Source organism: Kitasatospora sp. NPDC047058 (assembly GCF_040643935.1).
GTDB lineage: Bacteria > Actinomycetota > Actinomycetes > Streptomycetales > Streptomycetaceae > Kitasatospora.
Genome location: NZ_JBEYVJ010000003.1, coordinates 35,018 through 48,124, shown reverse-complemented (window position 1 = coordinate 48,124; position 13,107 = coordinate 35,018). Strand labels below are relative to the sequence as shown.

Sequence of the window (13,107 nt, the reverse complement as noted above, 5' to 3'; positions counted from 1 at the left end):
CGCAGTACCTGCCGTCCTCCGTGCAGGGTGCGGTGAAGATCCTGGTCACCGGCCCGTTCGGGGTCGGCAAGACCACGCTGGTCGGCTCGCTCAGCGAGATCACGCCGCTGCGCACCGAGGAGACCATGACGGCCGCCAGCAGCGGCGTCGACGACCTCACCGGCCGCGGCGACAAGTCCACCACCACCGTCGCGCTGGACTTCGGCCGGATCACGCTCAACCCGCGGCTCGCCCTGTACCTCTTCGGCACCCCCGGCCAGCAGCGGTTCCGGCCGCTCTGGGACGACCTGTCCCGCGGCGCGCTCGGTGCCATCGCCATGGTGGACCTGCGCCGCCCGGACGAGAGCTTCGACGTGCTCGGGCGGCTGGAGGAGCAGCGGATCCCGTTCGCGGTGGCCGTCAACACCTTCCCGGACTCGCCGAGTTACCCCGAGGACGAGCTGCGCGCGGCGCTCGACGTGCTGCCCGAGGTACCGATCCTGTACTGCGACGCCCGCGACCGGCGGGCCGCGTACGACCTGCTGATCGACTTCGTCGGCCACCTGCACGCCACCTCCGTCCTGGAGCTGCAGCGATGACGACCCCCGAGCCCGGTACGGCCGTTCCGCCACTCGCGCCGCCGCCCGGGTGCCCGGCGCACGCCGGGGCCGGCGCGCCGGCGGGCGGGCTGCCGGCGGGCGGCGGGCGGCCGGCCGGGGTGCCGCTCACGCCGCTGTACGGTGCCGCCGTCGCCGAGGACCCGCACGGCCTGTACGCCCGGCTGCGCGACCGGTACGGCCCGGTGGCACCGGTCGAGCTGGAGCCCGGGGTCGAGGCCTGGCTCGTCCTCGGCTACCCCGAGCTGCTCGAACTCACCCGCAACGAGGCGCTGTTCTCCAAGGACTCGCGCCGCTGGCGGGTCCCCGCCGAGGGCCGGCTCGCCGCCGACTCCCGGCTGCTGCCGATGACCGCCTGGCGGCCCACCCTGCTCAACCTGGACGGCGCCGAGCACCAGCGGCTGCGCGCCGCCGTCGCCGACACGCTAGCCCGGATCGACCACCGCCAGCTGCGCGGGACCACCGAGGCCGCCGCCGACGCCCTGATCGACAGCTGGGGCCCGGACGGCACCGCCGACCTGATCGCCCAGTACGCGCGCCGGCTGCCGCTGCTGGTCTTCACCCAGCTGCTCGGCCTGCCCGCGGAGGCCGGCCCGCACCTGGTCGAGCTGATCAGCCACTTCGTGGACAGCAGCGAGAAGTCGGTCCGGGCCAACGCGGAGTTCCAGGCGATCCTGGTCGACCTGGTCCGCAGCCGCCGCACCACCCCCGGCGCCGACCTCACCTCCTGGCTGCTGGCCCACCCGGCCGCGCTGACCGACGAGGAGGCGGTGCACCACCTGGTGGTGCTGATGGTCGCGGGCAACGAGACCAGCATCAACTGGACCGGCAACACCCTGCGGCTGCTGCTCACCGACCGCCGCTTCCGGGCCACCCTCACCGGCGGCCGGCTCACCGTCTCCGACGCGCTGGAGGAGGTGCTCTGGCGCGACCCCCCGACGCAGAACTTCCCCGGCCGCTGGGCCACCGGCGACACCGTCCTCGGCGGCCAGTACATCAGCGCCGGCGACATGCTCGTCCTCGGCCTGGCCGCGGCCAACGCCGACCCGGCCGCCCAGGGGTCCGCCGCGGCCGTGCACGGCGCCCTCGGCGGCAACCGGGCGCACCTGGCCTGGGGCGCCGGCCAGCACGTCTGCCCGGCCCAGCACCCGGCGCGGATCATCGTCGAGACCGCCGTCGAGACCCTGCTGCACCGCCTGCCCGACCTCCAACTCGCGGTGCCGTCGGGCGAACTGACCTGGCGCCCGTCGCCGTGGTCGCGCGCCCTGGTCGGCCTGCCGGTGCTCTACAGCGCCTTCACCCCGCCCCGCCCGCCAGCCCCCGAGAGGCCCGCATGGACACCGCCGCCCGTGGACCCGAGCAGCGCCGAACCGAGCCCGTCCGGCTCGACCCCTTCGGACGCGACCAGCACGGCGAGAACGCCCGACTCCGCGCCGACGGCCCGGCGGTCCTGGTGGAACTCCCTGGCGGGGTGGTGGTCTGGGCGATAACCCACCACGACACCCTGCAGGAGCTGCTCGCCGATCCACGGGTCGGAAAGAACCCGCAGCTGTGGACGACCTTCACCGAGGGCCGGCTGCCCGAGGGCTGGCCCCTGCTGAACTTCGTCACCGTGCCCGGCATGATCACCGTCGACGGCGCGGACCACCGCCGGCTGCGCGGCCTGGTCAGCCAGGCCTTCACCCCGCGCCGGATCGCCGAACTGCAGCCCGCGATCGAGGCCCGGACCACCGCCCTGCTGGACGGCGTCGCCCGGCTGGAGGGCGCGTTCGACCTGCGCGAGCACTTCGCCTACCCGCTCCCCATGCAGGTCATCGGCGAGCTGCTCGGCCTGCCGCCCAAGCAGCAGGACGAACTGCACGAACTCTCCGACACCCTGGTCTCCAGCTCCGCCACCCCCGAGGCCGCGATCGCCGCCCAGCGCGGCCTGCACGCGCTGCTCGCCTCCGTCGTCGCGGCCAAGCGCGCCGAGCCCGGCGACGACCTCACCACCGACCTGATCGCCGCCCGGGAGTCCGACGACCGGCTCAGCGAGGCCGAGCTGGTGGGCACCCTGCTGCTGATGCTGGTGGCCGGCCACGAGACCACGCTCAACCTGATCACCAACGCCGTCCGCGCCCTGCTCGCCCACCCCGACCAGCTGCGGCTGGTGCTGGACGGCACGGTCGGGTGGTCCGCGGTGGTCGAGGAGACGCTCCGGTACGACTCGCCGGTCGGCCAGTTCCCGATGCGGTACGCCGCCGAGGACATCGAGGTCGGTGACGTCGTCATCCGGCGCGGCGAGGCGCTGCTCGCCTCGTACGCGGCCGCGGGGCGGGACTCCGGCCACCACGAGGACGCCGACCGCTTCGACGTCACCCGGCAGCCGAACCGGCACCTCTCGCTCGGCCACGGCCCGCACTTCTGCCTCGGCTCCGGGCTGGCCCGGATGGAGGCCGAGACGGCGCTGCGGTTCCTGTTCGAGCGGTTCCCCGGGCTGGCCCCGGCGGAGGACGGCCCGGCGCCCGAGCCGATCGCGTCGTTCGTCAGCAACAGCGTGCGGACGCTGCGGGTGACGGTGTGAGCGCCTGCCGGGGATGAGGCCGTCGGAGGCCTCCGGAGGTCGTCGGGGGTCGTCGGGGGTGACCTGAGGGCGGCCGGGTCGTTTGGCGTTCCATGAAGAAACTCGCCACCCTGGCCGCCCTCACCATGGCGGGCCTCGCCCTGGCCGCCCCCGCCGCGTCCGCCACCAGCTCGGTCGCCTCGCAGCCCGACGCCCTGGACGGGCTCTCCAGCGGCCTCAACCTCTCCCCCAGTGACCTGGTGATCCACGAGGCCGGCAAGCTGCCGCTGGTCGGCCACGCCGCCCAGCAGGTGGAGGCCGTCGGCACCGGCCAGATGGAGCACCCGGGGATCAGCGGGCAGGTCCTGAACTGATCCGGACCACCCCGCACCACGCGGGTGGTCCGGGCACACCCCCGAGCGTGCCCGGACCACCCGCGGCTCAGTCCCGTCCCAGGGCGAGGGCGTTCAGCTCCGGATAGGTGAGCCCGCCGTCGAGCGCCGTGTAGGTGCCCGCCGTGTAGACCTCCTCGGCGGCCCGGCGCACCACCGCGTACGCCGCCTCGGCCAGGCCCGGCCCCAGGCTGACCCGGGCCACGCCCAGCTCCGCCAGCTCCGGCACGGACGGCGAGCCCGGGCCCGCCAGCACGTTCAGCGGCGCCGGGACGGCCGCGACCAGTGCCGCAATCGTCTCCCGGTCCGCCACCCCGGGCACGAACACGCCGTCCGCACCCGCCTCGACGTACGCGCGCAGGCGCCGGACCGCCTCGTCCAGGCGGCCGGCCGGGTCGCCGATCCGGCGGAGGAAGACGTCGGTGCGGGCGTTGACGAAGAGGTCGACCCCGGCCCCGCCCGCGGCCGCCCGGGCCGCCGCGATCCGCTCGGCCGCCTCGTCGGCCGGGCGCGCCGCGTCCTCCAGGTTGACGCCCACCGCGCCGGTGGCGACCAGGGCCGTCACCGTCTCGCCGACCTCGGCCGCGGTGGCGCCGAACCCGGTCTCCAGGTCCGCCGTGACCGGCAGCCCGACCGAGCGCACGATCTGCGCGGTCCGGGCGAGCACCTCCTCGCGGTCGGCGGCGTCACCGTCCGCACTGCCGAGCGTCCAGGACACGCTCGCGCTGGCTGTGGCGACCGCCCGGGCCCCGGCCGCCGCGACCAGCCGGGCTCCCAGCGCGTCCCAGACGTTGGCGAGCACCAACGGCTCGCCGGGGCGGTGCAGTTCGCCCAGCGCGCGGGCCTTCTCCTGCTGCCGGGTCGGTGTCATGCCGGTCACCCCTCCTTCACGGCCGGGCTGAGGCGGGAGGTCACGCCGATCCGGTTCCAGGCGTTGATGGTGACGATCAGCGTGATCAGCTGCGCCAGCTCGGTCTGCTCGAACCGCGCGGCGGCCTCGTCGTAGACGGCGTCCGGGACGTGCCCCTGCGTCAGCAGGGTGATCGACTCGGTCAGCGCCAGGGCGGCCCGCTCCTTCGCCGTGAACCACGAGGTCTCGCGCCAGGCCGGGAGGGAGAGCAGCCGGTGGTGCTGCTCGCCGTTCTTCACCGCGTCGGTCGAGTGCATGTCGATGCAGAAGGCGCAGCCGTTGAGCATCGAGGCGTGCACCTTGACCAGCTCGGCGAGCACCGGGTCGACGCCCTTCCGGGAGGCGCGCTCCAGGCCGGCCATGGCCCGGTAGAACTCGGGGGCGAGGTCGGGGAGGGAGATCCGCTGCTCGGGGGCGGACACGGTGGGGTGCTCGGTCGTCGTCATGAGGGCCACCCTAGGCGGGGAATGGACTGCCGCTCCGGCACATTCGGGCCGGGAGATCGTGGGCCACTCCGGTCTCGGGGCCGGGCGGTGCCGCGGGCGGGCGGCGTCCGGCCCGAGTGTGGCACGGCGGCGGCGGAACGGCGGGGGCACGGCGGCGGAACGACGGGGGCACGACCCTCCCGACGGGCGAACGTCCGTGCGAGGATCGGCGGCAGGGCGGCTGTGCGGCCACCCGTCCGGCGAGGTCAGGGAGCCCAGCGCGTGTGCACGGCGTTCGTCAGCATCGACCCTGCGTCGGCGGTGCCGGTGCTGCTGCTGTCGGTCCGGGACGAGTACGCCGGGCGGCGGTGGGCGCCGCCGGACCACCACTGGCCGGGGCACCCGACGGCCGTCGGCGGGCTGGACCTCGTGGCGGGCGGGACGTGGCTGGCGGTCGAGCCGGGGACCGGCCCGGGGAACCCGGCCGCGGCGGCCTGTCTGCTGAACGGTTTCGGCACCATGGCCCCGGCCGGGGCGCGGCTCTCGCGCGGCGAACTGCCGCTGATCGCCGTCCGGGACGGCGGGATCGGGCACCTCGACCTCGACCGGTACGACCCGTTCCACCTGGTGCTGGCGGGCCCGGCCGGCGCCAGGGTGCTGAGCTGGGGCGGCAGCGGCAGCCGGCTGGAGGAGCTCGACCTGCCCGCCGGTCTGAGCGTCGTGCTCAACGACGGCCTGGAGGGGCTGGCCGCGAACCGCACCGCGTCGGAGCTGGTCAGCTCGCTGATGGCCGCCCGGTCCGCGCACTTCCGGGCCCGCTTCGGGGCCACCCCCCGGCCGGAGCCGCAGCCGGGGGGCGGCGAGGACGTGGCGGAGGCGTGGGGCGCCTGGAGGCCGATCGTCTCCGGCGACGGCCTGGAGCCGGACGACCCGGCGGCGCTGATCCAGCGGCGCGAGTTCGGCGACGGCCGGATCTGGGGCTCGTCGTCGATCTCGCTGCTGGCCTTCGGGCCGTCCGGGGTCCGGTACGACTTCGGCCCCGCCCCCACGGCGGGACCGGCGGACGGCGGCTGGCGGCGGGTCGTCTAGCGACTGGTCCGACGGACGCCTGGAGTAGACGGCACCAGCGGCCGGTCAGCCCTCCGCGCGGGCCTTCAGCCAGCGGGCGGCCGTGCCCGCACTCATCGTGTAGAAGAACTCGACCTTCAGGCCCGGCTCGTCGGTGAGCGCCTCGACCCAGGTCATCGGCCAGTTCCGGCGCCGGTAGTGCCGGTGCACGGCGCGGGTGAAGGCGGCGAGGTTGCCCTGGAGGTTCTTCTTCTCGACCCCCAGCCGGGTGGCCAGCGTGGTGTAGCTGACCTTCGTGTCCGGCTGCTCGGCCAGGACGTCGAGCACGCGGGCGACCGTCTGCACCGAGCCCAGCGGCTCGATCATCAGCCGGCGGAAGTCCTCGACGGTCCACTCGACGACCGGCCACTTGCCGTCGTCCGCCGCACCCGGCCCCTCCGGCGGAGCCGGGGGGACGGGGGGAGCGGCGGACCCGGCGCCGGCCAGCTCCGCGAGGAAGCCGTACACCTTGGTGACGTGCTCGACGGGCACCGGCACCATCACGAACTGCGGCTGAGAGTCCTGCGACATGATTCCTCCCCTGGTTCGCCGGCCGGGCCCACCGCCCGTCGGCAGGACCGATCCTGACACACCGCCAGTCGCGTCGTCCAGACGGTAGCGCCGGTTACTCCTCAGGACTCACCCGAACTTCTGCCGGTAAGCACCACGATACGTCTGTTTCCGGGCCTCTGGCAGGCTGAGGACGTGACATCAGGGACCGCCGAGGAGTTCACCGCCCACCGCCCCAGGCTGTTCGGCCTGGCCTACCGGCTGCTCGGCTCCGCCGAGGAGGCCGAGGACGCGGTGCAGGACGCCTACCTCCGCTGGAACGGCGCCCCTCGCGCGTCGATCGGACACCCGGGGGCCTGGCTGGCCAAGGTCGTCACCAACCTGTGCGTCAACCGGCTCACCTCGGCCCGGATGCGGCGCGAGCAGTACGTCGGGCCGTGGCTGCCGGAGCCGGTGTTCACCCAGGACGGCACCCTCGGCCCGCTGGAGTCCGCCGAACAGCGGGAGGCCGTCTCGACGGCCCTGCTGGTGCTGCTGGAACGGCTCACCCCGACGGAGCGGGCGGTCTACGTGCTGCGCGAGGCGTTCGACTACAGCCACCGGGACATCGCCGGGGTGCTCGACCTGACCGAGGCCAACTGCCGGCAGCTGTACCGCCGGGCGGCCCAACGGGTGGCCGCGCCCGAAAGCCGCTTCACCCCGGCGGCCGAGCAGCAGCGCGAACTCGTCGCGTCCTTCGTCACGGCGGCGCGCGAGGGCGACCTCGCCGGGCTGGAACGGCTGCTCGCCCAGGACATCGTCTGGTGGAGCGACGGCGGCGGGAGGATCACGGCGGCGCTGCGGCCCATCGTCGGCCGGGAGAAGGTCCTGCGCTTCCTGGCGGGCAGCAGCGAGCGGTTCGGCGGCGGCTGGGAGTTCACGGTCGCCGAGGTCAACGGTGCGGCGGCTCTGCTGCTGCACGCGGGCGGGCAGCTGATCTCCGTCGCCTCCTTCGAACCGCGGGACGGCGTCATCGCCGAGGTGCGGGTCGTGCTGAACCCGGAGAAGCTCGCCTTCGCGAGCCGCCAGTTCGCCGCCTCGGCGCCCGGGGTCTGACCGCCCCCGACTCCGGCCCCCACGGCTGGGGGCCGTCCCGGGGCCGTTGTCACAAAAGCGCGGGCTCGTCGGTTCTCAGCGGGTGACGCGCGCTCCACCGGGGAGCGCGCCCATCGAAGGGGCAACTGCGATGACCACGATCCTGGTGACCGGCGGCACCGGCACGCTCGGCCGGCTCGTCACCGAACGGCTGCGCGCGGACGGGCACGACGTACGGGTGCTGAGCCGGCACTCCCGGCCGTACGCCGTGGACCTGCGCGAGGGCACCGGGCTGGCCGACGCCGTGGCGGGCGTCGAGACGATCGTGCACTGCGCCTCCTCCCCCCGCGGCGGCGACGAACAGGCGGCCCGCCACCTGATCGATGCGGCCCGCGCGGCCGGCGTACGGCACCTGGTCTACATCTCGATCGTCGGCGTCGACCGGGTGCCGCTGTCCTACTACCGGTCCAAGCTCGCCGTCGAGAAGCTGGTCGAGGAGTCCGGGCTCGGCTGGACCATCCTGCGCACGACGCAGTTCCACGACCTGATGCTGCGGGTCGTGCAGGCCTCGGCCAAGCTGCCGGTCATGCTGCTGCCCGCCGGGGTGGCCGACCAGCCGATCGAGGTGGCGGAGGTCGCCACCCGGCTGGCCGGGCTCGCGACGGCGACGCCGGCCGGAAGGGTGCCGGACATGGGCGGGCCGGCCGTCCGCCCGTTCCCGGAGCTGGCCCGGGCCTACCTCGACGCGACCGGACGGCGCCGTCCGCTGCTGAACGTGCGGCTGGCCGGCGGGACCTACCGCGCGCTGCGGGCGGGCGGCCACCTGACGCCGGAGCGGGCGGTGGGCCGGGTCACCTTCGAGCAGTTCCTGGCGGAGCGGTTCGGGCGGCGCCTGGGGTGACGCCCTGATGCGGCGGGCCGCCCGGGCGCCCAGACTGGCGCCATGGAAACCATGGTGTCCGTCGGCAACGGCGAAGTCTGGGCGGAGGACTCGGGAGGGGACGGGCTGCCGCTGGTCATGGTCCACCCGGGCGTGGGTGACTCGACCATCTGGGATCGCGTGCTCTCGGCGCTCGACGGCCGGTACCGGGTGATCCGCTACGACGCCCGCGGCTACGGGCGGTCACCCGCGCCCACGGCCGCGTACTCCCCCGCCGCGGACCTCACCGCGGTGCTCGACCACTTCGGGCTGGAGCGGGCGGTCCTGGTGGCCTCCAGCATGGGCGGGGCCGCCTCGGTCAGCCTCACGCTGGCCGCCCCGGAGCGGGTGGCCGGCCTGGCGCTGTTCGTCCCCACGGTCACCGGGTACGACGGCCTCGACGAGTCCGAGCTGCACCGGGAGGTGGGACGGCTGGCCGGGGCCGGCGACACGGAGGGCATCGTCCGGCTCGGGCTCGGGCTCTGGGGGCTGGCCGGCGGCGGCACCCCGGAGGCCGACCCGGTCGCCGCCGCGCACTTCAGGGCCGTGCTGCCCGCCTGGTTCGGCAACGTCGGGTACCAGGAACCCGACCCGCCCGCCTTCGACCGGCTCGGCGAGATCGCCGCGCCCACCGTGCTGGCGCTGGGCGAGCTGGACCGGCCGGGGGTCGTGCGCTTCAACGAGGAGACCGCGGCCCGGATCCCCGGCTGCCGGCTGGTCCGGATGGCGGCCTCCGACCACTACCCGATGCTGCGCGAGCCGGAGGCCGTCGCGCGGCTGGTCGAGGAGCTGTACGCCGAGGTGCGCTGAGCGTGCTGCGGCGGTCGCGGGCGCCTGCCCGGTGGTCAGCTCGCCGGCGCGAGCGGCATGCCGTCCGCCCCCAGCTCCCCGCCGGTCGCGAGGGTCGACTTCGCGTAGGTGAGGACCACGGTGCCGTTGTCGAAGCTCCGGCTCTCGACCAGGTCGAAGGCGCGCAGCGCGAAGTCGGCGGAGAAGACCGGCACGCCGGAACCGGCCACGATCGGGTTGAGCTTGATGATCAGTTCGTCGATCTCCGGCAGCAGCTGCCCGGCGAGCGTGCCGCCGCCGCAGAGCCAGATGTCCAGCCCGTCCTCCTGCTTGAGCCGGCGGACCACGGGCAGCGGGTCCTCGGCGGTGACCTCGACGGCCGGGTCCGGGCTCTCGGTGAGCGAGCGGGAGAAGACGATCTGCCGCAGGTGGGGGTAGGGGCTGGCCATGCCGAGGGCCAGCCCCGGCTCGTAGGTGGCGCGGCCCATCAGCACGGTGTCGTAGCGCTTGTTGGGCACCCCGTCGAGGCCCATGGCGGTCCGGCCCAGGGCGGGGATGGTGTCCGCGAACGTGTCGGACAGGTAGGGGAGGAAGTCACCCGTGACGTACGGGAAGAAGAAGTCGTAGGTGCCGTCCGGGGCGGCGATGAAGCCGTCGATGGTGCCGGCGATGAAGTAGCTGAGCTTGCGCATCCAGGTCCTTGCTGTCGTGACTGCGGGGTTCCGGCCCGTCATGCGAACCACTCCAGTTATAGTACTCCGGATGTAGTGGTGCAAGAGTTTCCTGAAGGAGAATCAGCGATGGCCCAGAATCCCGCCCGCCGTGCGGCGCTCGTCGACGCCGCCATCGAGGTCCTCGCGGGCGACGGCGCCCGCGGCCTCACCTTCCGCGCCGTCGACGTCCGGGCGGGCGTCCCGGCCGGCACCGCCTCCAACTACTTCGCCAACCGCGACGACCTGCTCCACCAGGTCGCCGGCCGGGTCCACCACCACCTCACCCCGGACCCGGAGGTCATCACCGGCCTGCTGCGCGCCCCGCGCGACCGGGCCCTGGTCGCCGCCCTGCTGCACGACCTGCTCCGGCGCATCGAGGCCCACCGCTCCGGCTACCTCGCCCTGCTGGAGCTGCGCCTGGAGGCCGCCCGCCGACCCGGGCTGCGCACCGAGCTCACCCGCACCCTCCGGGCGGAGCTGGACGCCAACATCGCCTACCACCTCGGCGAGGGCCTCCCCGGCGACCGCGACACCGTGGTCGTCCTCTACCTCGCGATGACCGGCCTGCTGCTCGAACACCTCACGCTGCCCGGGCTGCTGGACGACCCCGCCGCGCTCGTCGACACCCTGGTCGCCCGGATCGCCCCGGCCGGCTGAGCCGGCGGCCTCCCGCGCGGGAAGCCGCCGGGCCGACTTCCCGTGCGGGAGGGTCGGGGGCGCGGGCGTGGTGGGACCATTCAAGTGATGGCACCGCGAAAGGGGGCAGCCATGTCCGCGATCAAGGAAAGCATCGACATCGCGCGTCGGCCCGAGGACGTCTTCTCGTACCTGACCGACACCTCCCACCTGCCCGAATGGCAGGAGAGTGCGGTCTCCGCCGAGGCACTGGACGGCGGCCCCCTGCACGTCGGCTCCCGGGTACGGGTCACCCGGAAGGTCCGCGGCCGGGAGATGCCGATGACCTCGGAGATCACCGAGTTCGACCCGCCCCGCAGCTGGCGGATGCACGGCATCGACGGCCCGGTGCGGGGCGATGTGCGGGGCACCGTCGAACCGCTCGGCGACGGCGAACGGTCCCGCGTCACGCTCTCGCTCGACTTCGAGCCGCACGGGCTCGGCCACGTGCTCGTGCCGCTGGTCGTGAAACCGATGGCGAAGAAGGAGATGCCGAAGAACGAGCAGACGCTGAAGCGGCTGCTGGAGAGCCGGGCCGCGTAGGTCCCGCACCACCGTCCGCACCGGGTGTCGGCGACACCGCCGGGTCACTCCGGCGGCGGGACGAAGCCGCCGATCAGCCGCGCCACCTCCGCCGGGCGTGCGAGGTGGAGGCCGTGCCCGGTGCCGCGGACGGCTGCCGAAGCGTCAGTGCTCATCCCGTGGCCTCCAACCGCCGTGCGCGTTCCGTCAGATGGAGCCGCTCGGGCGCGCTGGTGGTGCGGCGGGCCGCCTCCCGGTAGGCCCCGGCCGCACCGGACCGGTCGCCGAGCAGCTCCAGCAGGTGGGCCCGGGTGGCGAGCAGCCGGTGGTTGCGCACCATGCGCTTGTCACCCTCCAGCGTGGCGAGCAGCTCCAGCCCGGCGGCCGGGCCGTGCACCTCGGCCACCGCGACCGCGCGGTTCAGGGTCACCACCGGGTTCGGCCCGAACCGCTCCAGCAGCTCGTACAGGGCGAGGATCTGCGGCCAGTCCGTGTCCTCCGCCGATCCGGCCTCGTCGTGCACGGCCGCGATCGCCGCCTGCAGCTGGTACGGGCCGACCCGGCCGCCCGGCAGGGTGCGGCTGATCAGCGCCACGCCCTCCGCCACCAGCCGGCCGTCCCAGCGCCGCCGGTCCTGTTCGGCGAGCGGCACCAGCTCCCCGCCGGGCCCGGTGCGGGCCGGGCGGCGGGCGTCGGTGAGCAGCATCAGGGCGAGCAGGCCGGCCGTCTCGGGGTCGTCCGAGACCAGCCGGTGCAGCAGCCGGGCGAGCCTGATCGCCTCGGTGGCCAGCTCCGGCGCGGTCAGGCCGTCGCCCCCGCTCGCCGTGTAGCCCTCGTTGAAGACCAGGTAGAGCACCTGGCGGACCTCGGCCAGCCGCTCGGCGCGCTCCGCGCCCTCGGGGGCGGGCAGCCCCAGGCCCTTGACCGTCTGTCTGGCCCGGCTGATCCGCTGGGCCAACGTCGCCTCGGGCACCAGGAACGCGGCGGCGATCTGCGCGGTGCTCAGGCCGCCGACCGCGCGCAGGGTGAGCGCGATCCGGCTGGGCGCGGAGAGCGCGGGGTGGCAGCAGAGGAAGAGCAGGGCCAGCGAGTCGTCCCGGTCGGCCTCCGGCCTGCTGTCGGCGGCACGGCCGAGCAGGGCGGACTGCGGGGTGGCCAGGGCGAGCGCGTCCTCACGGCGGCGGCGGGCGTTCTCGCTGCGCACCTGGTCGACCAGGCGGCGGGAGGCGACGGTGAGCAGCCAGCCGCGCGGGTTCTCCGGCACGCCGGACCCGGGCCACTGGAGGGCCGCGGCGAGCAGCGCCTCCTGCACGGCGTCCTCGCAGGTGTCGAAGACGCCGTACCGGCGGACGAGCGCGCCGAGGACCTGCGGCGCCAGCTCGCGCAGCAGGTCCTCGGCGGGGTGGGGCAGGCCGGTCACACGTCCGCCGCGGCGTCGTGCAGGACCGGCCAGAGCTCGACCGGCTCGACGTCCGCGAACGGCATGTCGGCGGCGATCTGCTGGGCGCGCTCCAGGCTCTCGCAGTCCAGCAGGTAGAAGCTGGCGAGGTACTCCTTGGTCTCCAGGTACGGGCCGTCGGTGACCGCCGGCAGGCCGTCCCGGCGGCGCACCAGCTGGGCGGCGGCCGCGTCGGCCAGACCGTAGGCGCCGATCAGCTCGCCGCTCTCGCGGTACCGCTTGTTGAACGCGTCCTGCCGGGCGATCGCCTCGGGCCAGGCCTCGGCCGGGAACGCGTCCCACTTGGCCTGGTTGCCGTAGATCATCGCGACGTACTTCATTCCGGGTGTCCTCCCGCTTCCCGCGCGCCCCGTCGGCGCGCTTCCACCCTTCGGTCGGAGCGGAGGCACGGCCCTCTACACCGCCCGACGGAATTCCCGGATCTTTTTCGCGCCCGTCCCACGCCCGGGTCCGCCGCTCCTCCGGCCGTGCCGG

General features: G+C 74.7%; 16 protein-coding genes. 10 read left to right on the top strand and 6 right to left on the bottom strand.

The features are described from left to right. Positions 1 to 8: 8 nt before the first annotated feature. The 4 genes from ABZ885_RS00920 to ABZ885_RS00905 all read left to right on the top strand — a co-directional run bounded on the left by ABZ885_RS00920 (position 9) and on the right by ABZ885_RS00905 (position 3,512). Positions 9 to 578, top strand: a complete 570-nt coding sequence (locus tag ABZ885_RS00920; protein ID WP_360181649.1) for an ATP/GTP-binding protein — start codon at positions 9 to 11, stop codon at positions 576 to 578. Continuing rightward, positions 575 to 2,086 (top strand): cytochrome P450, encoded by a 1,512-nt coding sequence (locus tag ABZ885_RS00915; RefSeq protein ID WP_360181592.1) that lies wholly within the window; start codon positions 575 to 577, stop codon positions 2,084 to 2,086. Before ABZ885_RS00920 ends, ABZ885_RS00915 begins: the two co-directional genes overlap by 4 nt. Further along, positions 2,050 to 3,159, top strand: coding sequence for a cytochrome P450 (locus ABZ885_RS00910; RefSeq protein WP_360181589.1), 1,110 nt, complete (start codon positions 2,050 to 2,052; stop codon positions 3,157 to 3,159). The genes ABZ885_RS00915 and ABZ885_RS00910 overlap by 37 nt, the downstream gene beginning before the upstream one ends. A 92-nt stretch (positions 3,160 to 3,251) precedes the next feature. Beyond that, entirely contained in the window at positions 3,252 to 3,512 is a 261-nt protein-coding gene (locus ABZ885_RS00905; RefSeq protein WP_360181586.1) for a hypothetical protein, read from the top strand. 67 nt (positions 3,513 to 3,579) lie between these two features. On the opposite strand, the gene ABZ885_RS00900 is transcribed toward ABZ885_RS00905, so the two are convergent. Together ABZ885_RS00900 and ABZ885_RS00895 are read right to left on the bottom strand one after the other, a co-directional pair. After that, positions 3,580 to 4,401 carry an isocitrate lyase/phosphoenolpyruvate mutase family protein gene (locus tag ABZ885_RS00900; protein WP_360181583.1) on the bottom strand — a complete coding sequence of 274 codons (822 nt, stop codon included), beginning with the start codon at positions 4,399 to 4,401 and terminating at the stop codon, positions 3,580 to 3,582. Positions 4,402 to 4,406: 5 nt separating this feature from the next. Continuing rightward, the gene (locus tag ABZ885_RS00895; protein ID WP_360181580.1) at positions 4,407 to 4,886 is read right to left on the bottom strand and encodes a carboxymuconolactone decarboxylase family protein; all 480 of its coding nucleotides are present in this window, start codon (positions 4,884 to 4,886) and stop codon (positions 4,407 to 4,409) included. A gap of 261 nt (positions 4,887 to 5,147) precedes the next feature. Between ABZ885_RS00895 and ABZ885_RS00890 the strand changes: the two genes are divergently transcribed. Next, positions 5,148 to 5,954 (top strand): NRDE family protein, encoded by an 807-nt coding sequence (locus tag ABZ885_RS00890; protein ID WP_360181577.1) that lies wholly within the window; start codon positions 5,148 to 5,150, stop codon positions 5,952 to 5,954. A 45-nt stretch (positions 5,955 to 5,999) separates the two neighbouring features. Here ABZ885_RS00890 and ABZ885_RS00885 read toward each other — a convergent pair whose 3' ends face one another. After that, positions 6,000 to 6,503: a hypothetical protein gene (locus ABZ885_RS00885; RefSeq protein WP_360181574.1), complete on the bottom strand. Its 504-nt coding sequence runs from the start codon at positions 6,501 to 6,503 to the stop codon at positions 6,000 to 6,002. Between the two features lie 174 nt (positions 6,504 to 6,677). Here ABZ885_RS00885 and ABZ885_RS00880 point away from each other — a divergent pair, with 174 nt between their 5' ends. From ABZ885_RS00880 to ABZ885_RS00870, 3 genes are all read left to right on the top strand, one after another. Next, positions 6,678 to 7,577: an RNA polymerase sigma-70 factor gene (locus ABZ885_RS00880; protein WP_360181571.1), complete on the top strand. Its 900-nt coding sequence runs from the start codon at positions 6,678 to 6,680 to the stop codon at positions 7,575 to 7,577. Positions 7,578 to 7,707: 130 nt separating this feature from the next. Further along, complete coding sequence (locus tag ABZ885_RS00875; RefSeq protein WP_360181568.1) at positions 7,708 to 8,457, top strand: NAD(P)H-binding protein; 750 nt, start codon at positions 7,708 to 7,710, stop codon at positions 8,455 to 8,457. Between the two features lie 42 nt (positions 8,458 to 8,499). Next, a complete protein-coding gene (locus tag ABZ885_RS00870; protein WP_360181566.1) occupies positions 8,500 to 9,285 on the top strand; it encodes an alpha/beta hydrolase in 786 nt (261 codons plus the stop codon). 35 nt (positions 9,286 to 9,320) lie between these two features. On the opposite strand, the gene ABZ885_RS00865 is transcribed toward ABZ885_RS00870, so the two are convergent. Next, positions 9,321 to 9,956, bottom strand: coding sequence for a dihydrofolate reductase family protein (locus ABZ885_RS00865; RefSeq protein WP_360181563.1), 636 nt, complete (start codon positions 9,954 to 9,956; stop codon positions 9,321 to 9,323). 108 nt (positions 9,957 to 10,064) lie between these two features. Between ABZ885_RS00865 and ABZ885_RS00860 the strand changes: the two genes are divergently transcribed. Both ABZ885_RS00860 and ABZ885_RS00855 read left to right on the top strand, forming a co-directional pair. Next, a complete protein-coding gene (locus ABZ885_RS00860) occupies positions 10,065 to 10,634 on the top strand; it encodes a TetR family transcriptional regulator (RefSeq protein WP_360181560.1) in 570 nt (189 codons plus the stop codon). A 111-nt stretch (positions 10,635 to 10,745) separates the two neighbouring features. Further along, complete coding sequence (locus ABZ885_RS00855; protein WP_360181557.1) at positions 10,746 to 11,195, top strand: SRPBCC family protein; 450 nt, start codon at positions 10,746 to 10,748, stop codon at positions 11,193 to 11,195. A gap of 151 nt (positions 11,196 to 11,346) precedes the next feature. Here ABZ885_RS00855 and ABZ885_RS00850 read toward each other — a convergent pair whose 3' ends face one another. Further along, positions 11,347 to 12,594 carry a DUF6596 domain-containing protein gene (locus ABZ885_RS00850; RefSeq protein ID WP_360181554.1) on the bottom strand — a complete coding sequence of 416 codons (1,248 nt, stop codon included), beginning with the start codon at positions 12,592 to 12,594 and terminating at the stop codon, positions 11,347 to 11,349. Further along, positions 12,591 to 12,953 (bottom strand): YciI family protein, encoded by a 363-nt coding sequence (locus ABZ885_RS00845; RefSeq protein WP_360181551.1) that lies wholly within the window; start codon positions 12,951 to 12,953, stop codon positions 12,591 to 12,593. Before ABZ885_RS00845 ends, ABZ885_RS00850 begins: the two co-directional genes overlap by 4 nt. Positions 12,954 to 13,107: the final 154 nt, after the last annotated feature.